General features: G+C 54.8%; 18 protein-coding genes, 1 tRNA gene and 2 pseudogenes. 13 read left to right on the top strand and 8 right to left on the bottom strand.

Going from position 1 to position 19,183, the window contains the following annotated elements:
* The first annotated feature begins 4 nt into the window (after nucleotides 1-4).
* Genes QMG90_RS08200 through yejF form a run of 3 tightly spaced genes read left to right on the top strand, consistent with a single transcriptional unit; the run spans nucleotide 5 to nucleotide 3,715 of the window.
* Nucleotides 5-1,099 carry a microcin C ABC transporter permease YejB gene (locus tag QMG90_RS08200; RefSeq protein ID WP_283283334.1) on the top strand — a complete coding sequence of 365 codons (1,095 nt, stop codon included), beginning with the start codon at nucleotides 5-7 and terminating at the stop codon, nucleotides 1,097-1,099.
* The gene (locus QMG90_RS08195; protein WP_283283333.1) at nucleotides 1,099-2,124 is read left to right on the top strand and encodes a microcin C ABC transporter permease; all 1,026 of its coding nucleotides are present in this window, start codon (nucleotides 1,099-1,101) and stop codon (nucleotides 2,122-2,124) included. Before QMG90_RS08200 ends, QMG90_RS08195 begins: the two co-directional genes overlap by 1 nt.
* Before the next feature lies 1 nt (nucleotide 2,125).
* Nucleotides 2,126-3,715 (top strand): microcin C ABC transporter ATP-binding protein YejF, encoded by a 1,590-nt coding sequence (gene yejF / locus QMG90_RS08190; RefSeq protein ID WP_283283332.1) that lies wholly within the window; start codon nucleotides 2,126-2,128, stop codon nucleotides 3,713-3,715.
* Nucleotides 3,716-3,718: 3 nt separating this feature from the next.
* Here yejF and QMG90_RS08185 read toward each other — a convergent pair whose 3' ends face one another.
* The 3 genes from QMG90_RS08185 to rsuA all read right to left on the bottom strand — a co-directional run bounded on the left by QMG90_RS08185 (nucleotide 3,719) and on the right by rsuA (nucleotide 6,318).
* Nucleotides 3,719-4,063 carry a YejG family protein gene (locus QMG90_RS08185; protein ID WP_283283331.1) on the bottom strand — a complete coding sequence of 115 codons (345 nt, stop codon included), beginning with the start codon at nucleotides 4,061-4,063 and terminating at the stop codon, nucleotides 3,719-3,721.
* Nucleotides 4,064-4,398: 335 nt separating this feature from the next.
* The gene (locus tag QMG90_RS08180; protein WP_283283330.1) at nucleotides 4,399-5,595 is read right to left on the bottom strand and encodes a Bcr/CflA family multidrug efflux MFS transporter; all 1,197 of its coding nucleotides are present in this window, start codon (nucleotides 5,593-5,595) and stop codon (nucleotides 4,399-4,401) included.
* 15 nt (nucleotides 5,596-5,610) lie between these two features.
* Complete coding sequence (gene rsuA, locus QMG90_RS08175) at nucleotides 5,611-6,318, bottom strand: 16S rRNA pseudouridine(516) synthase RsuA (protein ID WP_283283329.1); 708 nt, start codon at nucleotides 6,316-6,318, stop codon at nucleotides 5,611-5,613.
* 150 nt (nucleotides 6,319-6,468) lie between these two features.
* Between rsuA and radD the strand changes: the two are divergent.
* A pseudogene (radD, locus tag QMG90_RS08170) lies at nucleotides 6,469-8,230 on the top strand (DNA repair helicase RadD).
* Here radD and QMG90_RS08165 read toward each other — a convergent pair.
* On the bottom strand, nucleotides 8,222-9,112 hold the full coding sequence (locus tag QMG90_RS08165) for an SDR family oxidoreductase (RefSeq protein ID WP_283283328.1): 891 nt from the start codon (nucleotides 9,110-9,112) through the stop codon (nucleotides 8,222-8,224). The pseudogene radD and the gene QMG90_RS08165 sit on opposite strands and share 9 nt — an antisense overlap.
* Before the next feature lie 97 nt (nucleotides 9,113-9,209).
* Here QMG90_RS08165 and QMG90_RS08160 point away from each other — a divergent pair, with 97 nt between their 5' ends.
* Both QMG90_RS08160 and rplY read left to right on the top strand, forming a co-directional pair.
* Complete coding sequence (locus QMG90_RS08160) at nucleotides 9,210-10,043, top strand: helix-turn-helix transcriptional regulator (protein WP_283283327.1); 834 nt, start codon at nucleotides 9,210-9,212, stop codon at nucleotides 10,041-10,043.
* 128 nt (nucleotides 10,044-10,171) lie between these two features.
* Nucleotides 10,172-10,456, top strand: coding sequence for a 50S ribosomal protein L25 (rplY, locus tag QMG90_RS08155; RefSeq protein WP_283283326.1), 285 nt, complete (start codon nucleotides 10,172-10,174; stop codon nucleotides 10,454-10,456).
* Between the two features lie 51 nt (nucleotides 10,457-10,507).
* Here the strand turns inward: rplY and yejK are convergent, their stop codons facing one another.
* Nucleotides 10,508-11,515 carry a nucleoid-associated protein YejK gene (gene yejK / locus QMG90_RS08150; protein ID WP_283283325.1) on the bottom strand — a complete coding sequence of 336 codons (1,008 nt, stop codon included), beginning with the start codon at nucleotides 11,513-11,515 and terminating at the stop codon, nucleotides 10,508-10,510.
* A gap of 133 nt (nucleotides 11,516-11,648) precedes the next feature.
* Between yejK and QMG90_RS08145 the strand changes: the two genes are divergently transcribed.
* From QMG90_RS08145 to QMG90_RS08120, 6 genes are all read left to right on the top strand, one after another.
* Nucleotides 11,649-11,876: a YejL family protein gene (locus QMG90_RS08145; protein ID WP_283283324.1), complete on the top strand. Its 228-nt coding sequence runs from the start codon at nucleotides 11,649-11,651 to the stop codon at nucleotides 11,874-11,876.
* 19 nt (nucleotides 11,877-11,895) lie between these two features.
* Nucleotides 11,896-13,656 carry an LPS biosynthesis-modulating metalloenzyme YejM gene (gene yejM / locus QMG90_RS08140; protein WP_283283323.1) on the top strand — a complete coding sequence of 587 codons (1,761 nt, stop codon included), beginning with the start codon at nucleotides 11,896-11,898 and terminating at the stop codon, nucleotides 13,654-13,656.
* Nucleotides 13,657-13,731: 75 nt separating this feature from the next.
* Nucleotides 13,732-13,808 (top strand) — tRNA-Pro (locus QMG90_RS08135).
* Between the two features lie 172 nt (nucleotides 13,809-13,980).
* Nucleotides 13,981-14,652: an SOS response-associated peptidase gene (locus tag QMG90_RS08130; RefSeq protein WP_283283322.1), complete on the top strand. Its 672-nt coding sequence runs from the start codon at nucleotides 13,981-13,983 to the stop codon at nucleotides 14,650-14,652.
* A 228-nt stretch (nucleotides 14,653-14,880) separates the two neighbouring features.
* Nucleotides 14,881-15,426 carry a TSUP family transporter gene (locus tag QMG90_RS08125; protein ID WP_283283321.1) on the top strand — a complete coding sequence of 182 codons (546 nt, stop codon included), beginning with the start codon at nucleotides 14,881-14,883 and terminating at the stop codon, nucleotides 15,424-15,426.
* A gap of 284 nt (nucleotides 15,427-15,710) precedes the next feature.
* A complete protein-coding gene (locus QMG90_RS08120) occupies nucleotides 15,711-16,082 on the top strand; it encodes a winged helix-turn-helix domain-containing protein (RefSeq protein ID WP_283283320.1) in 372 nt (123 codons plus the stop codon).
* 45 nt (nucleotides 16,083-16,127) lie between these two features.
* On the opposite strand, the gene QMG90_RS08115 is transcribed toward QMG90_RS08120, so the two are convergent.
* From QMG90_RS08115 to QMG90_RS08105, 3 genes are read right to left on the bottom strand one after another with little or no spacing between them, the layout of a single operon-like run.
* Nucleotides 16,128-17,390 (bottom strand): Y-family DNA polymerase, encoded by a 1,263-nt coding sequence (locus QMG90_RS08115; protein ID WP_283283319.1) that lies wholly within the window; start codon nucleotides 17,388-17,390, stop codon nucleotides 16,128-16,130.
* Nucleotides 17,390-17,674 carry a hypothetical protein gene (locus QMG90_RS08110; protein ID WP_283283318.1) on the bottom strand — a complete coding sequence of 95 codons (285 nt, stop codon included), beginning with the start codon at nucleotides 17,672-17,674 and terminating at the stop codon, nucleotides 17,390-17,392. Before QMG90_RS08110 ends, QMG90_RS08115 begins: the two co-directional genes overlap by 1 nt.
* A 43-nt stretch (nucleotides 17,675-17,717) precedes the next feature.
* Nucleotides 17,718-18,311: a recombinase family protein gene (locus QMG90_RS08105; RefSeq protein ID WP_283283914.1), complete on the bottom strand. Its 594-nt coding sequence runs from the start codon at nucleotides 18,309-18,311 to the stop codon at nucleotides 17,718-17,720.
* A gap of 373 nt (nucleotides 18,312-18,684) precedes the next feature.
* On the opposite strand from QMG90_RS08105, the pseudogene QMG90_RS08100 reads away from it, so the two are divergent.
* Nucleotides 18,685-19,179, top strand: a pseudogene (locus QMG90_RS08100) (phage tail fiber protein); the annotation flags it as partial.
* Between the last annotated feature and the right edge of the window lie 4 nt (nucleotides 19,180-19,183).

The raw sequence follows: 19,183 nt of genomic DNA, 5'->3' as shown, positions 1-19,183 counted from the left end.
CCCTATGGGCGCGTACCTGATCCGCCGATTATTACTGGTGATCCCGACCTTGTGGGCGATCATCACCATCAACTTTTTTATCGTGCAAATTGCGCCTGGCGGCCCGGTTGACCAGGCCATTGCGGCGATTCAGTTCGGCGATCGCAGCGCCCTGCCCGGCGCGGGTGGCGAAGGAATGGGCGCCACGCATGCTCGCACTGGCGTCGGTAACGTCAGCGACGGCCAGTACCGCGGCGCACGCGGGTTGGATCCGGAAGTCATTGCTGAAATCACGCACCGCTACGGCTTCGATAAACCCATTCATGAGCGTTATTTCAAAATGCTGGGCGAGTACCTGCGTTTTGACTTCGGTAACAGCCTGTTCCGCAGCGCGTCGGTATTACAACTGGTGAAGGACAGTCTGCCGGTCTCCGTGTCGCTCGGTATCTGGAGCACGCTTATCATCTATCTGGTCTCGATTCCGCTTGGCATTCGTAAAGCGGTGCAAAACGGCAGCCGGTTCGACATCTGGAGCAGCGCATTCATCATTATCGGCTACGCGATCCCGGCGTTCCTGTTCGCCATTTTGCTGATCGTCTTTTTCGCGGGCGGCAGCTATTACGATCTCTTCCCGCTGCGCGGGCTGACCTCCGCCAATTTCGATTCCCTGCCATGGTATAAACAGATTACCGATTACCTCTGGCACATCACTCTACCGGTGCTGGCGACGGTGATTGGCGGCTTTGCAGCGCTGACCATGTTGACCAAAAACTCGTTCCTTGATGAGATCCGCAAGCAGTACGTGGTCACCGCACGCGCCAAAGGGGTAAGCGAACATAACATTCTGTGGAAACACATTTTCCGTAACGCGATGCTGCTGGTGATCGCCGGCTTTCCTGCCACCTTCATCAGCATGTTTTTTACCGGTTCCCTGCTGATTGAAGTGATGTTCTCCCTCAACGGCCTGGGGTTGCTGGGCTACGAAGCCACGCTCTCCCGCGATTACCCGGTAATGTTTGGCACGCTTTACATCTTCACCCTGATTGGTCTGCTGCTGAATATCATCAGCGATATCAGCTATACGCTGGTGGACCCACGCATTGATTTTGAGGGCCGCTGATGCCGCTATTAAGTCCCGTCAACCAGGCCCGCTGGGCGCGCTTTCGCCATAACCGTCGCGGTTACTGGTCTCTGTGGCTATTTCTCATCCTGTTTACCTGTAGCCTGTTTTCAGAACTGCTGGCGAACGACAAACCGTTACTTGTCGAGTATCGCGGCAGCTTGTACGTGCCCTTTCTGAAAAACTACACCGAGCAGCAGTTTGGCGGCGTCTTTACCACCAGCGCCGATTACCAGGATCCGTGGCTGCAAAAGCAACTGGAAGATAACGGCTGGGTGCTCTGGGCGCCGGTTCGCTTTGGTGCCACCAGCATCAATTTCGCCACCGATCGCCCCTTCCCTTCTCCGCCCTCGGCGACTAACTGGCTGGGGACTGACGCCAATGGCGGTGACGTGCTGGCGCGCATTCTCTACGGCACCCGCATTTCCGTACTGTTCGGCCTGATGCTGACGCTGTGCTCCAGCGTGATGGGTGTGCTGGCGGGCGCATTGCAGGGGTATTACGGCGGAAAAGTCGATCTCTGGGGCCAGCGCTTTATTGAAGTGTGGTCCGGCATGCCGACGCTGTTTTTAATTATCCTGCTGTCGAGCGTGGTACAACCCAATTTCTGGTGGCTGCTCGCCATCACCGTATTGTTTGGCTGGATGGCGCTGGTGGGCGTGGTGCGCGCTGAATTCCTGCGCACACGGAATTTCGACTACATTCGCGCCGCACAGGCGCTGGGGGTGAGCGACCGCGGTATTATCTTCCGTCATATGCTGCCCAACGCAATGGTCGCGACGCTTACCTTCCTGCCATTTATTCTGTGCAGTTCCATCACTACGCTGACCTCGCTGGATTTCCTCGGCTTCGGGCTGCCGCTGGGCTCGCCGTCGCTCGGCGAGTTACTGTTGCAGGGGAAAAATAACCTGCAGGCGCCGTGGCTTGGTATTACCGCGTTTTTATCAGTGGCAGTGCTGCTGTCGCTGCTGATTTTTATTGGCGAAGCCGTGCGCGATGCCTTCGACCCCAACAAGGCGGTGTAGGATGACCTCTCCCTTACTGACCATCGAAAACCTCTCCATCGCCTTTACCGATCGCGGCGAAAGCCGTACGGTGGTGAGCGATTTGTCGTTGCAGGTTAACGCGGGCGAAACCCTGGCGCTGGTGGGCGAGTCCGGTTCCGGGAAAAGCGTATCCGCCCTTTCGGTGCTGCGGCTGCTCCCTTCCCCACCGGTCAGCTACCCGACCGGGGATATCCATTTTCACGGTCAGTCTTTGCTGCATGCCGATGAACGCACCCTGCGGGGAATTCGTGGTAACCGCATCGCGATGATTTTCCAGGAGCCGATGGTGTCGCTGAACCCGCTGCATACGCTGGAGAAACAACTGTACGAGGTGCTTTCACTGCACCGGGGGATGCGCAAGGAGGCTGCGCGGGCGGAAATCCTCGACTGCCTTGAGCGCGTCGGGATCCGCAATGCGCCGAAGCGACTGGCGGATTACCCGCATCAGCTTTCCGGCGGCGAACGCCAGCGCGTTATGATTGCCATGGCGTTGCTGACACGACCTGAGCTGTTGATCGCCGACGAACCCACCACCGCGCTGGATGTTTCGGTGCAGGCGCAAATTCTGCAACTGCTGCGCGAACTGCGCGACGAGCTCAATATGGGCCTGTTGTTCATCACCCACAACCTGAGCATCGTGCGCAAACTGGCCGACAATGTGGCAGTGATGCAGGACGGTCGCTGTGTGGAGCAGAACCGCGCCAGCGCGCTCTTTTCTGCCCCTGTTCACCCTTACACCCGCAAGCTTATCGACAGTGAGCCGTCCGGCGATCCTGTCCCGATCACCGGGGATGCCAAACCCCTGTTGCAGATTGAGAAACTGAGCGTGGCGTTTCCGGTGCGCAAAGGTGTGTTGCGTCGCGTGGTCGACAGCAACCGCGTGGTGAAAGCGATCAGCTTTTCGCTGCGTCCGGGGGAAACGCTGGGGCTGGTCGGCGAATCAGGCTCAGGTAAAAGCACCACCGGGCTGGCACTGCTGCGGCTGATTGCCTCGGAAGGTTCGATTGTCTTTGACGGGCAGGCGTTACAGGGCCGCAACCGCAAGCAGATGCTGCCGCTGCGTCATCGCATTCAGGTAGTGTTTCAGGACCCGAACTCGTCGCTGAACCCGCGTCTTAACGTATTGCAGATTATCGAAGAGGGGTTGCGCGTTCACCAGCCCACGCTCACTCCCGCGCAGCGTGAAGAAGAAGTGATCCGCGTGATGCAGGAGGTGGGGCTTGATCCGCAAACCCGTCAGCGTTACCCGGCGGCGTTTTCCGGCGGCCAGCGACAGCGTATTGCCATCGCCCGCGCGCTGATCCTCAAGCCCGAACTGATTGTGCTGGATGAACCCACCTCGTCGCTGGACAGAACCGTGCAGGCGCAAATTCTTGCGCTGCTCAAGGCATTACAGGAGAAACATCGCCTGGCTTACATATTCATCAGCCACGATCTCCATGTGGTCCGATCGCTGTGTCATCAGGTGATTGTGTTGCGTCAGGGGGAAGTTGTGGAGCAAGGAGAGTGTCAGCGCGTTTTTGCCGCACCGCAGCAGGAGTATACCCGTCAGCTACTGTCGTTGAGCTGACGGTCAGAAAGGATTATTACCGGAAAACGGCTCCGCAATCGCCACGCCGAAATTTTTCAGGCGACAGGTTGCGGCGTACTCGTCCTGACAGTTCACAAACAGGCAGGGTTCGCCTTCGCATTCCAGCACGGAACACGCCACTTCGATATCCGTTAATGCCTGACTGAGCGTATGCATCACCGGCCAGGCTTTTTCACCGTCCGGGCTCAGCAGTTTGAGGCCAACAAGGCTGTTATCGCTCAGTGGACCGTTTTGCGGAATCGGTTCAACTCTTGAACCTGCAAAACCGGCAGACCAGCGATAGCTCTGCGGCAAGCGGTGAACGATGGAAAGCTGCATGGTATTCACGATTTTTCCCCAGGAAAAAACAAAACTTCACAATAATTTCACATTTATATTAACACATCGTTGACAGATCGTCCTGCAAGCCGCCAGGAAAACGTTTACATCTGCACCTGGCAAGGTTTAACGATTTATTATCCTGCGTTTTACAAAACTGCTACGAATGCATTTTGCGCTATATGTACCCGTTTCTGTGATCTAACACAACCTTTTTGTCTACAACGATGTGACTTTTTACATAAATTGATTTTACATAAAAGAAACATCCATCAGAACAACGAACAGAAACTCCGTTGATATGTGTCAAGAAAGGGGGCCAATTTACCCCCATAGAAGCAGGTTTAGTGAATGATTTTCCTGGGGCGGCTGGCGTAAAGATAGAAAAGCAACGAACAACTGGCGCACAAAATCATGGAAATCAGCATCGGCCAACTGGTGGTAAACGTAGCCAGCGACAGGGCAGCGCCCACAATGGCGCCAATACCGAAACGGAACGTCCCCGCGAGCGATGACGCCGTGCCCGCCATGTGCGGAAACTCATCAAGAATGACCGCCATCGCATTTGACGACACCATCGCCACGCAGCCAACAAACACGGCAATGCCCATCACCAGTGACCAGAACCCCACACCGAGCAGCGCACAGACCACCATCCACAGCGCCATCACAAACTGGATCCATAACCCGGCGCGGAACATGTTCAGCGCCCCTACCCGACGCACAAAGCGGCTGTTAATAATGGTCATGATGAACAAGAAGACGACGTTGAGCGCAAAGTAGTAACCAAAGTGCTGCGGGGAGACGTGGTTAAGCTCGATATAGACAAACGGACCGGCGCTCAGGAAGGAGAACATGCCGGCGAAGCTGAAACCGCTGGCAAGCATATAACTCAGCACGCGTTTATGGCGAAACAGCGTCGCGAAATTGCCGGTTGTGGTGCGAATGTGAAACTTTTGCCGCCGCTCGACCGGCAGCGTTTCGTGAATAAAAAAGAACACCATCAACGAGGCCAGCAGCGCGGCAATGGCGAGGATCCAGAAAATCATATGCCAGCTGAACCAGACCAGCACCGCGCCACCGACCATTGGCGCCACCAGCGGCGCAATGGTCGTCACCAGCATGACGAAGGACATCATGCGGGAGAATTCTTCTTTCGGGTAGATATCACGCATCAGGGCGTTGATCACTACGCTTGCCGCTGCCGCCGCAAGGCCGTGGAAGAAACGCATCACAATCAGTTGATCGATGGTCTGTGACAGCGCACAGGCCACCGCCGCTGCGGCAAACACCAGCGTACCGCCGAGGATCACCGGCTTACGCCCGATGCTGTCCGCCATCGGGCCGTACAACAACTGGCCCAGTGCAAACCCCAGAATATAGGTGCTGAGCGTCATCTGCGCGCTGCCTGCCGGAACGCCGAACTGCGACGAAATCACCGGCAGCGCGGGTAAATACATATCGATCGACAGTGGCATCAGCATGGCCAGCAGGCCAAGAATAAAAACAATACCCAGTGAAGAATTCTGCCTGGATGTCACAAAAAGCTCCTCAGATTAGTGGGAAGGCATGCCGACACTGGCGATTTCTTCTTCGGTGAGCGGGCGGTATTCCCCCGGCTCCAGTTGCGGATCAAGCGTAATACCGCCGATCCGTTCACGATGCAGGCCGACAACATGGTTGCCGACCGCAGCGAACATGCGTTTCACCTGATGATAGCGTCCTTCGCTGATCGTCAGACGCACCTGCGTCGGGGTGATCACTTCCAGCTCAGCGGGTTTAGTGAGCGATTTTTCATTGTGCAATTGAATGCCCTGCGCAAACCGCGTAGCCGTTTCATCGCTGACCGGCGATTCCAGCGTCACCAGATAGGTTTTTTCACAATGGTGTTTCGGCGAGGTGATGCGGTGCGACCACTGGCCGTCATCAGTCATCAGCACCAGCCCGGTGGTGTCGATATCCAGACGCCCTGCCGCATGCAGCTTGTGCGCCACCGGCTCGTCAAGAAAATAGAGCACGGTTGGATGATCCGGATCGTCTGTGGAGCAGACGTAGCCTTCCGGCTTGTTCAGCATAAAATAGCGCGGGCCGCTCTGTTGGATCAGCGGGTTGCCATCATAATCCACAACATGCTCAGGAAGCAGTTTAAAAGCGGTGTTTTTCACAATGTCGCCATCCACGGTAACGCGGCTGGCGCGAATTTCACGCCCGGCAATAGCACGGCTGACGCCGAGTTGCTGAGCGATAAACTTATCAAGTCGCATGAGGTTTTTTTAGCCTGTCAAAATGCCGGAGGTCGGGAAAACATCCCGAAAAAGAAGCAATAACTGTGATCAGTATAACGGGCTCCTTTCGTCACTCAAGGAAAAAGATTCGTGGCATACTGTAGGCGTGATCATGAAAACAGCAGACTTATGACTTTTACACTTCGCCCCTATCAGCAGGAAGCCGTTGACGCCACCCTCGCCCACTTTCGCCATCACTCTGAACCCGCCGTGATCGTGCTGCCCACCGGCGCCGGGAAAAGCCTGGTGATTGCCGAACTGGCGCGGCTGGCTCGTGGGCGCGTGCTGGTGCTGGCGCATGTGAAAGAACTGGTCGCGCAAAACCACGCCAAATACCGTGCGCTGGGGCTGGAGGCCGACATTTTCGCCGCCGGGCTGAAGCGCAAAGAAAGCCACGGCAAAGTAGTTTTTGGCAGTGTGCAGTCCGTTGCCCGCAATCTGGAAAGCTTTCAGGGCGAGTTTTCACTGCTAATTGTTGATGAATGCCATCGTATTGGCGATGACGACGAAAGCCAGTATCAGCAAATTCTCAGCCACCTGAAAACCGTGAACCCGCACCTTCGTCTGTTGGGTCTGACCGCCACGCCGTTTCGCCTCGGCAAAGGCTGGATCTACCAGTTTCACTACCACGGTATGGTGCGCGGCACCGAAAAGGCGCTGTTTCGCGACTGCATCTATGAACTCCCCCTGCGTTACATGATCAAGCATGGCTATCTGACGCCGCCGGAACGGCTGGATATGCCGGTCGTGCAGTATGATTTCAGCTGCCTGCAGGCGCAGAGCAACGGCCTGTTCAGCGAAGCGGATCTCAACCACGAACTGAAAAAACAGCAGCGCATCACGCCGCATATCATCAGCCAGATTGTCGAGTTCGCTGAAACGCGCAAAGGGGTGATGATTTTCGCCGCCACCGTCGAACATGCGCGGGAAATCACCGGCCTGCTGCCCGCCGACAATGCGCGGCTGATCACCGGCGAAACCCCCGGCCCACAGCGTGACGCGTTAATCGCCGCCTTTAAAGCGCAGCAGTTTTCGCTTTCTGGTGAACGTTTCAGTACTGACTACTGGCTTTGACGCGCCGCATGTGGATCTCATCGCCATTCTGCGCCCGACCGAATCCGTCAGCCTGTATCAGCAAATCGTCGGGCGCGGGCTGCGTCTCGCCCCGGGCAAAACCGATTGTCTGATCCTCGATTACGCCGGAAACCCGCACGATCTCTATACGCCGGAAGTGGGGTCGCCCAAAGGGAAAAGTGACAATGTCCCGGTGCAGGTTTTCTGCCCCGATTGCGGCTTTGCCAATACATTCTGGGGAAAGACTACTGCCGACGGCACGCTGATTGAGCATTTCGGCCGCCGCTGCCAGGGCTGGTTTGAAGACGATGACGGGCACCGCGCACAATGCGACTACCGTTTTCGCTTTAAAAACTGTCCGCAGTGTAACGCGGAAAATGACATCGCTGCCCGCCGCTGCCGCGAGTGCGACACAATACTGGTTGACCCTGACGATATGCTGAAAGCGGCGCTGAAGCTCAAGGACGCGCTGGTGCTGCGCTGTAGCGGCATGGTGCTGCAACAGGGAGCCGATGAAAAAGGCGACTGGCTGAAAGTCACCTATTTTGATGAAGACGGCGCCGACGTCAGCGAACGTTTTCGCCTGCGGACGCCCGCGCAGCGCACTGCGTTTGAGCAACTGTTTATTCGCCCGCACACCCGAACGCCCGGCGGCGTGCCGCTGCGCTGGATCACCGTCGCAGACATTCTGGCGCAGCAGGCGTTGCTGCGCCATCCGGATTTCGTCGTCGCCCGTAAAAAAGGGCAATTCTGGCAGGTGCGGGAAAAAGTCTTCGATTACGAAGGCCGCTTCCGCCGGGCCAACGAGTTACGCTGAATAATCCATCGCCCGTAAGTCATCCACCAGCGACGGTCCGACAGGCCGCCAGCCAAGCCGCTGCTGCGTCCAGTCGCCCGAGGCGCGTAAATCAAGCGAGGCAAAGGTGGAAAACCAACCGAAATAGGCCTGCGCCTCCGTTGCGGCCAGCGACACCACCGGAACGCCCAGCCCTGCGCCCACCACGTCGGCTATCGCCCGTGAAGTTATCTCCTGCTCGGCAACCGCATGGTAGCGTTCGCCGCGCGCGCCCTGCTCCAGCGCCAGCCGGTAGAGCCGCGCCACGTCAGTCACATGCGCCGCCGACCAGCTGTTGAGTCCCTCGCCAATGACCGCCGCGCTGCCTTTTTCCCGGCTGAGCGAAATATAGTAGGAGATCAGCCCCTGGCGGCGGGTGTCGTGCACCTGTGGCAACCGCATGACTCGTACATCCACGCCCTGCTCCAGCAGCGCGTGACCTGCCAGCTCAGAGGCGACACGCGGGTTGGGATGCGCCGGGTTAAACACCCTTTCTATCGCCAGTTCGCCATGCCCCGGATCGCCCATCCCGGTACCGGAAGTGATGATCAGCGGTCGCGACGAGCCTTTCAGCGCAGAACCGAGCGCGGCAATCACCCGGCTGTCTTTCTGGCAATTTTCGACAAAACGGCTGAAGTCGTGATCGAAGGCAGTATGAATGACTGCGTCGGCCTGCGCCACACCCGCCAGTAGTGAATCGGGTTCCTCGAGCGACCCACGATGCACCTCGATCCCCGCGCCGGTCAGCGCGCTGGCGCTGGCGTCAGAGCGCGCCAGACCGATGACCTGATGCCCGGCAGAGCGCAGTTCAGGAATAAGATGGGAACCAATAAACCCCGTTGCTCCGGTAAGAAATACACGCATAAGATGCCTCCTGATAAGTCAGTCATGACATCTTACCCGCGGCGTTATACTATAAAAGTAGTGATATTATCGTAGTATAACGACTAACAGGATAAGCATGTCTGAAGACACCATTAACGCCCTCGGCAGTTTTCTGAAGGCCTGTCGCGCGCGGCTTGATCCCGTCTCTTTCGGCTTCCGACCGGAACGCCGCCGCACGCCGGGGTTGCGCCGTGAAGAGGTCGCGCAACTGGCAAACATCAGCCCGACCTGGTATACGTGGCTTGAGCAGGGGCGCGGCGGTACGCCGTCAAAAGAGGTGCTTAACCGCATCGCCGCTGGCCTGCGGTTGACGGCGCCGGAACGCGATCATGTTTTTATTCTCGCATTCGGTCATTTACCGGAATCGCACTATCAGGGCGCCGATGAGATCACGCCGCGCCTGCAGCGGGTGCTGGACGCGCTGCCCGCCAGTCCGGCAATCGTAAAAAACATTTTCTGGGATGTGATCGCCTGGAACCCTGCCGCCGCAGTGGTACTGACCGATTATGCAAAACTGCCCCGCGACCAGCGCAATATTCTGCGGCGTTTATTCAGTGACTCGCACACCCGCGCGGCACAGAAAAACTGGTCCAGCGTGGCGGAGGCGGTGGTTGGCGCGTTTCGCGCTGACGTGGCGCGGGCGGGCGACTCGGCGGAGATGGCACAGTTAGTGAGCGACCTGCGGCACACCAGCGTTGAGTTCGATGCGCTCTGGCGTCGCAATGACGTAACCGGTCACGGCGAAGGCATTAAACAATTGCATCACCCGACGATTGGCGATATCGATCTGGAATTTTCGACCTTCTCAGTGGAGGGACGCGCGGATCTTAACCTGATGATTTTTAATCCGGCAAACCGCGACAGCGAATTACGCATCCGCCAGTGGATGGCGACGCCCCCGCCAGCCTGAAGCGGCGGTTTTGATTGCCGTGGCGTGCATTCGCGGCTATAATACCGCCCGCTTTTGCATTCGCAAAGCAGAATAACGATCTGCTGCTGGGTCGCCTGTAGCAGAATTGACATAACAGAGAGATATCAATGTTTACTATTACCGTTGAAGTACGTAAAGAGCAGGGTAAGGGTGCGAGCCGCCGCCTGCGTGCAGCTAACAAATTCCCGGCTATCGTTTACGGTGGCAAAGCTGCTCCGGTTGCTATCGAACTGGATCAGGACCAGGTGTGGAACATGCAGAATAAAGCAGAGTTCTACAGCGACGTTCTGACTCTGGTCATCGACGGCAAAGAAGAAAAAGTGAAAGTTCAGGCTGTTCAGCGTCACCCGTTCAAGCCGAAACTGTCTCACATCGACTTCGTTCGCGCGTGATCGCTGACGAGTTGAGAGAAAACCCCGCGCTGCGGGGTTTTTTTATGCCTGTCAGCGACCACCGGAGGTGCGGCGCTGAAGCTGATCGCGCAGGTTTGGCGGCGTTCCCTTGATGGTCAGGGTATCGGTCGCCGGATCCCAGAAAATGCGTTCGCCCAGTAGCATGGCGTCGAAATTGATCGTCAGGCCGCCGCCGCTTCCCGCATATTTGGTCAACTGGCGCAGCGTGCTGCGATCCGCCGGGAAACTCTCTTCCAGCTCATAGCCTTTCTCTGCCGTAAACTGCTGGAAGCTGACCTCGCTGACCCCGGCAAGCTCGTTGGACAGCGATTCCAGTTCAATCTCTTCCCCCGCCTGCAGTTGCTCGTTGCAGTAGGTATAGACCTGCTGACGCACGTTCTGGCGTTCGGACTTGTCGAGCTGCGCTTCGGCGGTGAAATCGTCCACGGCCTGCAGCAGCCCACGGTTTTGCGCTTTCGCGTTAAGCCCTTCGCTGGCGCCGAGGAAATCCATAAAGAAATCGGCCACTTTACGCCCGACACGCCCTTTCAGGAACGTCAGGTAGCGGGTGGATTCCGGGTTGGTTTCCCATTCGGTCAGATCGATACGGGCCACAATATCGGCATGGTTGATATCGAGATAGTGCGTCGCGCTGATATCCAGTTGTTCGTTGACACGCATGCTGCTCAGGTTGTTCAGCACCGTGACCAACAGATATTCCACCGCCAGATAACGGTAATGGCAAAACAGCACAATACCGCCTTCGGCAAACGGGTATTTCGCCAGTTCATCGCGCAGGCGACCAGTGGCGGCGCGGCTGAAGGCGAGAAAGTCTTCTTCGCCCTGACGATGCAGACGCAACGCCTGCGCCAGCTCGCTCTCTTCGTTAAACAGGCCATAGGCTTTATTTTTTGCGCTGTAGACGCGGTTCAGCTCGGCCATCATCTCTTCGACGGTTGCCGTCGGTTCAAGCAAGGTATCGCGCAGCACCAGCTCAAGGGTTTGCTCATCGCGCTTGATAAGCTGATGTAAGGCAATCTGGTTGATATCCAGACTCATGTTAAACTCTCCTTTTAGACCGGGCGGTATTCAACCACCCGCGGCGCGACTGCGCAAGCGTAGAAAAAAAGCGGAAAAAAAGCTGGTGCTACGGTAATATGTTGCCCTTTCATGAACAAACAGATTTTGATTTATGCCGCAACTCTCCCGCTATAGTGATGAACACGTTGAACAATTGCTCAATGAGCTGGTCAACGTACTGGAAAAACATAAAGCCCCAACCGATCTTTCCCTGATGGTGCTGGGCAATATGGTGACGAATCTGATCAATACCAGCGTTGCGCCGGCACAACGTCAGGCCATTGTGCGTTCTTTTGCCCAGGCTCTGCAAACTTCCGTCAGCGACGACCAGGCTCACTAAGGAAAACAAACAACAGCATATGGTGACGCATCGTCAGTCCTACCGTGAAAAAGTCTCCCAGATGGTTAGCTGGGGGCACTGGTTCGCCCTGTTCAACATGCTGTTGGCCATGGTTCTCGGTAGCCGCTATCTGTTTGTCGCCGACTGGCCGACGACGCTCGCGGGCCGCCTCTATTCGTACCTGACGATCATCGGGCATTTTAGTTTTCTGGTCTTTGCCTCTTATGTACTAATCCTGTTTCCTCTGACGTTCATCGTCATGTCGCAGCGGCTGATGCGGGTTTTGTCCGCCATTTTTGCCACCGCGGGCATGACGTTGCTGTTAATCGACAGCGAAGTTTTCACCCGTTTCCACCTGCATCTTAATCCCATCGTCTGGGAACTGGTCGTTAACCCGGACCAGAACGAAATGGCGCGCGACTGGCAGCTGATGTTTATCAGCGTACCGGTCATTCTGCTCATTGAGATGCTGTTCGCCACCTGGAGCTGGCAAAAGCTGCGCAGCCTGACGCGCCGCCGCCGCTATGCGAAACCGGTCGCCTGGCTGTTTTTTATCTCTTTTATCGCCTCGCACGTGTTGTATATCTGGGCTGATGCCAATTTCTATCGCCCGATCACCATGCAGAGAGCGAATCTCCCTCTCTCCTATCCGATGACCGCGCGTCGGTTTCTGGAAAAACATGGTCTGCTTGATGCGCAGGATTACCAGCGCCGCCTGATTGAGCAAGGCGATCCGGAAGCGGTGTCGGTGCAGTATCCGTTAAGCGATCTGCACTTCCGCGATATGGGCGCGGGGCAAAATGTGCTGTTGATTACCGTCGATGGCCTGAATTATTCCCGCTATGAAAAACTGATGCCGGAACTGGCCGGGTTTGCGGAGAAAAACATCCGCTTTACCCAGCACATGAGTTCAGGCGATACCGTCGATAGCGGCATCTTCGGCCTGTTCTACGGTATTTCCGCGGGCTATATGGACGGCGTGTTGTCTACGCGCACACCTGCCGCGCTGGTAACCGCGCTCAATCAGCAGGGCTACCAGTTGGGGCTCTTCTCTTCTGATGGCTTCAACAGCCCGATGTACCGCCAGGCGCTACTCTCCGACTTCTCGCTGCCGCCAGCGAAGACGCAGACTGACGACCAGACCGCGACGCAGTGGGTGAACTGGCTGGAAGGCAACGCCCAGGAAGATAACCGCTGGTTCTCGTGGATTGCCTTCAACGGCACCAATCTCGATGACAGTCAAAAACAGGGCTTCACGCGCCGCTACTCGCGTGCGGCAGCGGATGTTGACAGCCAGATCGCCCGGGTACTGACCACGCTCGAGGCTGCCGGGAAACTGGATAACACCGTGGTGATTATTACCGCCGGTCACGGGGTGCCACTTGGCGACAAACGTAACGGGTTTGAATGGTCGCGCGATGCGTTGCAGGTTCCGCTCATCATTCACTGGCCGGGAACGCCTGCCCAGCGCATCAACGCGTTGACTGACCATAAAGATGTGATGACCACGCTGATGCAGCGCCTGCTGCACGTCAGTACGCCAGCAAACGAATACTCGCAGGGCCAGGATCTGTTCTCCGCAGTGCGTCGCCATAACTGGGTGACCGCCGCCAACAATAACACGCTGGCCATCACTACACCGGAGATCACCGTGGTGCTCGATCACAACGGCAAATACACCACCTGGGATCGTAACGGCGAGAAGCTGCGCGACCAGAAACCTCAGCTAAGTCTGCTGTTGCAGGTTCTCACGGACGAAAAACGCTTTATCGCTAACTGATTGATTAATTATGAATCACTCAGCAGGAGGCTGGCTTGCAATCGACACTGAAACGGGTAGTATTAGCGCACGTGTCGGCACGTAGCGCAGCCTGGTAGCGCACTGTCATGGGGTGTCAGGGGTCGGAGGTTCAAATCCTCTCGTGCCGACCAAAATTTCCCTTTTAAAGCAGCCCCTTACGGCTGCTTTTTTCGTTTACAATTATTTCACAAGGTGAAATGAAGGTGAAATGAAGGTGAAACCCTGACGAAAAAGCACCAGTCCCCCTGCTCCACTCCCCCTATTTCATTGCCTATACTTTCAGTCTGACGACTGGAGGTTTTCATGTGCGGAAGGTTTGCCCAGGCACAAACTCGCGAAGAGTATCTGGCGTATCTGGCCGATGAGGCTGAACGAGATATTCCCTATGACCCTGAACCGATTGGGCGCTACAACGTGGCACCTGGAACCAAAGTTTTATTACTGAGCGAACGGGACGAACAACTGCATCTTGATCCTGTTCTTTGGGGATATGCACCCGGTTGGTGGGATAAGCCGCCGTTGATTAATGCGCGCGTCGAAACAGCTGCCACCAGCAGAATGTTCAAACCTTTGTGGCAGCATGGCAGGGCAATCGTTTTTGCGGATGGATGGTTTGAGTGGACGAAGGAAGACGGCCATAAACAGCCCTACTTCATTCACAGGAAAGACGGGAAACCAATATTCATGGCGGCTATCGGTAGCACGTCGCTTGAACGTGGAGATGAGGCTGAAGGTTTTTTGATTGTAACGGCAGCAGCTGACAGAGGCCTGGTGGATATCCATTACCGCCGACCGTTGGTATTGTCCCCTGAAGCAGCGCGTGAATGGATGCGGCAGGATATTAGCGGGAAAGAAGCAGAAGAGATCGCTAGTGACTGTTCATTGTCTGCTGACCTCTTCACCTGGCACGCCGTGACGCGTGCCGTTGGTAATGTGAAAAATCAAGGCCCGGAGTTAATTGAGGCTGTCAATTAGAGAACGTGAACTCGTCTGCTATGAGCGAATAGCAGAAGTTCGTAGTTGTTTTAATATCCCATGAAGGCATTACATAAATTGTGGTGTGTAAAACAACGGGGAGCAGGTAAATTGAATAAGTTTTAATCTGGATCAATCCTCGCCTTTACAATCAACTACCAGACAACTGATCTGCAATGCTATGCTTTCGTTATGTCAAAAATGACATAACGAATCAGAGAGGAACGCATGTCGTCAGTTTCAAACAGGAATGGAAAAGGGGTTTTCTCAGGCGCGATAATAGGGGCTTTAGGCGGGTTGGTTGGCCTCGGAGGGGCTGAATTTCGCCTTCCCGTCCTGATCGGTAGTTTCAAAATCGCGACCCTGGAAGCTGTCATTTTTAACAAAGCAATGAGTCTCACCGTGGTGGCTATTGCTTTAATTTTCCGAACAAAATCTATATCTCTCGATCAGTTGGTGGCGCATCTTGATATTGTCATAAACTTGCTGGCAGGAAGTCTTATTGGAGCATGGTGGGCCGCAGGTCGTGCCATTAAGATGTCCAGAATCTGGCTGGACAGAATTATTCTGATCCTGCTTGTTTTACTGTCTTTTGTCATGCTCTCTGAAGCCTGGATGCCGCTGCACAGTATTTCAGGCGGGTTATTTCAACCCGGCCTTGCCACAATTATTGCGGGTGTGGTTTCAGGGTTCTTTATCGGGATAGTCGCAGCTTTGCTGGAGTGGCTGGTGGAGAGCTTCTTATCCCCACAATCGTTATCCTTTTCGGGGTAGATATCAAACTGGCCGGCAGCCTTTCACTGATGATCAGCCTGCCAACGATGATTGTTGGTTTTTCCGTTATACAAATGCAGATGCTTTCCTGGTTCTGAAGAAAGAAAGGCCACTGTTTGTATGGATGGTCATCGGTTCAGTAATTGGCGCAGCAATTGGTGGACTTATGGTCGGCCTGTTCCCGGTTAAAGCACTTATGACTTTACTTGGTGTGATCCTTCTTATCTCTGCCATCAAAACTTTCAAACACACCCGGTAAAAAAACTTTGCCCGGAGTTCTCAGGATGAATAAAAAAACGCTTATGTCTGATTTTATTTTGGTCAGACCCCGAATTTACATCAATGACAATATCTCGCTGGGACCGGGGAAAATCGATCTGTTACGCGCTATAGATGGGTTTCATTCCCTCTCAGCTGCCGCAAAAGATCTGGGAATCCCCTATAAAAGGGCGTGGCTCCTGATTGATACGCTCAACAAAGGCATAGGTAAGCCGGTGGTCATTACATCAACAGGCGGCAGTAAAGGCGGAGGCTCGGTTTTGACACCACTTGGCAAGAAACTTCTTACATGGTACGACAAGGTAGAGGCTAACCTTAACGAGCAATCACAGCAGGACTTGCAGGATCTCGAAAAAATTATCTTCGGAGATAGCTAGCGACCTCCGCTTATGGCACTTAACGGACTAAGAATCCATTAAAATTCATCGGACCCTAAGGAAATCAGAATACCTTGTGGTGTATCGTGGGGAAAGCATTTCACGCTTCATCTGCCACGGCTGCTGAATCCCCTGCCCGGCAAAAAACAACGCGCCCTTCCCATCCCGAGCGTTCAGGCGGTCCAGTACCTCCATCAGTTGCGCGCTATTTCTCCGCGGTGCATTGTCGTCGAACAGGTTAAGCTGCGCCACGCCCTGGCTGAAGAAGTCGCCCAACATAACGCCCGCTTTCTGGTACCGGTATCCGTCCTTCCATATCTCATCCAGACAGCGCACAGCAGCGTCGATAATATCCCGACTGTCCTGCGTTGGCGTCATCAGCTTCACCGACATGTTACAGCCGTAATATGGCTCGTTGAGTGCAAACGGCGACGTCTTCACGAATGCTGAAATGTACCGACAATACTGATGCTCACCCCTTAATTTCTCCGCTGCGCGCTCGGCGTAACTGCATATCGCCTGGCGCATGTCTTCATAGTCAGTGATGCGCTCCCCAAACGACCTGCTGCAGACAATTTCCTGTTTTGTCGGGGCAAACTCTTCAATTTCGAGACAAGGCTCACCACACAGCTCGCGCACTGTTCTTTCCAGAACGACATTGAAGTGCTTACGGATAAACCTGATATCTGTTTCCGCCAGTTGGAGAACTGTTTTGATCCCCATCATCTCCAGCTTTTTCGATATACGGCGCCCGACTCCCCACACCTCGTCCACTGGCAACAGAGACATCAGTTTGCGCTGGCGCTCTACGTTCGAAAGGTCAACGACACCGCCGGTGGCCTTCCATGTCTTTGCTGCGTAGTTCGCCAGTTTCGCCAGCGTCTTCGTCTGCGCGATGCCCACTCCCACTGGCAAAGCAGTATTCCGGTAAACGGCATTTTTCAGCTCTCGTCCAAACTCTTCCAGCACCCGACAATTCCGCACACCAGTCAGGTCGCAGAAGGCCTCGTCGATAGAGTAAATTTCAACACGGGGTGCCAGCTCCTCAAGTGTTGTCATGACTCGGTGACTCATGTCGGCATACAGCTCATAGTTAGAACTGAAACAGACGACGCCATTGCGCCGGAAGTGGTCCTTCTGCTTGAAGTACGGCTCACCCATTTTTACAAATGGTTTGGCTTCAACAGAACGCGCGATAACGCACCCGTCATTGTTTGACAGCACGACTACAGGTCTTCCTTTTAAATCCGGCCTGAATACCCGCTCGCAGCTTGCGTAAAAGCTATTCACATCGACAAGTGCGAACATCACATCACCGGCAGATCGTCGAAACCAGCCCGGCTGATAAGATGCGTTACGACGCCTATTACTTCGACATCATCAAGGCCATCACCCTCGATTACTTCACCATCCTCCGTGATGAGTGATGTACCGGCGAGCCTGGCAAACTGCTGATGCCCACAAAAGGCTATCAGCAAAACACATGAGGTATCCGGCTTGCCTGCTCGGTCAACAATCGCGTACCCCGACTGAATTTCAAACACCTCCGCTCCCTGTCGGATGCCGCATACGGTGAGGATTGACTGCTGCATGAAGCACCTCCAATAAATACTGTTTATATATACAGTAGATTTATTATCTCAGCAGATCAACACCTGTTTCCACAGTTTCCTGTAAGCCATTATTTGCCGGAAATTTTTTGTATAACGTGCAGACGGCAACGTCATAGATGATCGCCACCTGTTTCCGGTCAAGGCCGTTTTGAATGAGTCGGCCCGCCTGAGCCCATTGCTCCGGCGAAAGCTTTGGTCGCCGCCCGCCTATTCGCCCTTTTGCGCGCGCCGCCGCCAGCCCCGCACGGGTTCGCTCGACGATAAGCTCACGCTCCATCTCAGCCAGCGCGGACATGATGTGAAAAATAAACCGCCCCATCGGGCTGGAAGTGTCGATGCTGTCTGTCAGGCTACGAAAATGAATACCGCGCTGGCGTAATTCGTCGACCAGCAACACGAGATTACGCATGCTACGACCCAACCGATCGAGTTTCCAGACAACCAGTGTGTCACCCTCTTTGAGCGTACGGAGTAACTTTTTCAGAGCTGGCCGGTTTGCGATCGTACCGCTCATTTTTTCTTCAAAAATCTGCTCACATCCTGACCGCTCGAGCGCTTCTCTTTGCAGATCTGTGTTTTGGTCATTTGTTGACACCCTGACATAGCCAATTTGCATAATTTTTAACCTACTTTTCTTCTGCGAAAATGAAGAAAACGGTAACTTTTTCATCAGCAAAGGCAATCTATAAAACGTCGGTTTAGGAGGTGCGGCAGTTTTAAACATCGGTACCGGAAATTCCAATGTTGTTACAGTCGACTCATCAGGTGTCGGCGGAGCAAGCCGAGGAGGGTCAGGACGAAACGCAAACGAGTTTGTAGACAGGACTAATTTCTGGACCGCTTCCCTCAGTACACCAACCGGCGGAGTAGTCATGGGGATGACCTTGCTGCATGCACAATCATCGGATTACAACGCCCAGCTAGCATTCAGGAATAATCGTGCATATTTGAGATCACTTGAAGCTGCTGTCTATGCTGGATGGTTTGAGTTTTATTCAACAGCAAACACCACTAAGGCCAGCGACGGCACGCTAAAAGCGGCATCACCAGTCATTAAGCTGTTTTCTGACGGGCGCTACGAGACAAATGAAGAAGCCGAAGGCTGCACGGTTACGCGGCTGTCTGCGGGGGTTTACCTGGTTGAAGGCTGTGATGCGCTTAATTCAGACGCCGCCTGGGGCGGGATTGATGGCGGGTTCGATATTCCCACTGACCGGAACAAACAGCCACTGATCTGGCTTGATTACGAAGTGAATGCTGACGCCTCAGTGCTGGTCAAAACCTACCATCGGGAAAATGCCGGTTCACCGCCGTACGCGCGCAACATAATAGATGGCCTCGCCGAAGGTGATCCAGTCGATATCCCCGCCGATCAGTATGTGAGCGTTCGGGTCGAAATGCCTGTCGATTCTTTGTACAACAAAAAAATGCGGCAGAATGAAGCGGAGCTGGCGGCCGTGTCGGAAGGTGAAACGTCGGTTTAGGAAG

The sequence above is a fragment of the Trabulsiella odontotermitis genome, from assembly GCF_030053895.1.
GTDB classification, from domain to species: domain Bacteria; phylum Pseudomonadota; class Gammaproteobacteria; order Enterobacterales; family Enterobacteriaceae; genus Trabulsiella; species Trabulsiella odontotermitis_C.
This window is presented reverse-complemented; position numbering and strand designations above follow the sequence as displayed.

Excerpts from the sequence above, each read along its gene's own strand:
- QMG90_RS08200 (WP_283283334.1), top strand. The coding sequence starts at position 5 with ATGGGCGCGTACCTGATCCGCCGATTATTACTGGTGATCCCGACCTTG.
- QMG90_RS08195 (WP_283283333.1), top strand. The coding sequence starts at position 1,099 with ATGCCGCTATTAAGTCCCGTCAACCAGGCCCGCTGGGCGCGCTTTCGC.
- yejF (WP_283283332.1), top strand. The coding sequence starts at position 2,126 with ATGACCTCTCCCTTACTGACCATCGAAAACCTCTCCATCGCCTTTACC.
- rsuA (WP_283283329.1), bottom strand. The coding sequence starts at position 6,318 with ATGCGACTTGATAAGTTTATCGCTCAGCAACTCGGCGTCAGCCGTGCT.
- QMG90_RS08165 (WP_283283328.1), bottom strand. The coding sequence starts at position 9,112 with ATGCGTGTATTTCTTACCGGAGCAACGGGGTTTATTGGTTCCCATCTT.
- QMG90_RS08160 (WP_283283327.1), top strand. The coding sequence starts at position 9,210 with ATGTCTGAAGACACCATTAACGCCCTCGGCAGTTTTCTGAAGGCCTGT.
- rplY (WP_283283326.1), top strand. The coding sequence starts at position 10,172 with ATGTTTACTATTACCGTTGAAGTACGTAAAGAGCAGGGTAAGGGTGCG.
- yejK (WP_283283325.1), bottom strand. The coding sequence starts at position 11,515 with ATGAGTCTGGATATCAACCAGATTGCCTTACATCAGCTTATCAAGCGC.
- QMG90_RS08145 (WP_283283324.1), top strand. The coding sequence starts at position 11,649 with ATGCCGCAACTCTCCCGCTATAGTGATGAACACGTTGAACAATTGCTC.
- yejM (WP_283283323.1), top strand. The coding sequence starts at position 11,896 with ATGGTGACGCATCGTCAGTCCTACCGTGAAAAAGTCTCCCAGATGGTT.
- QMG90_RS08130 (WP_283283322.1), top strand. The coding sequence starts at position 13,981 with ATGTGCGGAAGGTTTGCCCAGGCACAAACTCGCGAAGAGTATCTGGCG.
- QMG90_RS08125 (WP_283283321.1), top strand. The coding sequence starts at position 14,881 with ATGTCGTCAGTTTCAAACAGGAATGGAAAAGGGGTTTTCTCAGGCGCG.
- QMG90_RS08120 (WP_283283320.1), top strand. The coding sequence starts at position 15,711 with ATGAATAAAAAAACGCTTATGTCTGATTTTATTTTGGTCAGACCCCGA.
- QMG90_RS08115 (WP_283283319.1), bottom strand. The coding sequence starts at position 17,390 with ATGTTCGCACTTGTCGATGTGAATAGCTTTTACGCAAGCTGCGAGCGG.
- QMG90_RS08110 (WP_283283318.1), bottom strand. The coding sequence starts at position 17,674 with ATGCAGCAGTCAATCCTCACCGTATGCGGCATCCGACAGGGAGCGGAG.
- QMG90_RS08105 (WP_283283914.1), bottom strand. The coding sequence starts at position 18,311 with ATGCAAATTGGCTATGTCAGGGTGTCAACAAATGACCAAAACACAGAT.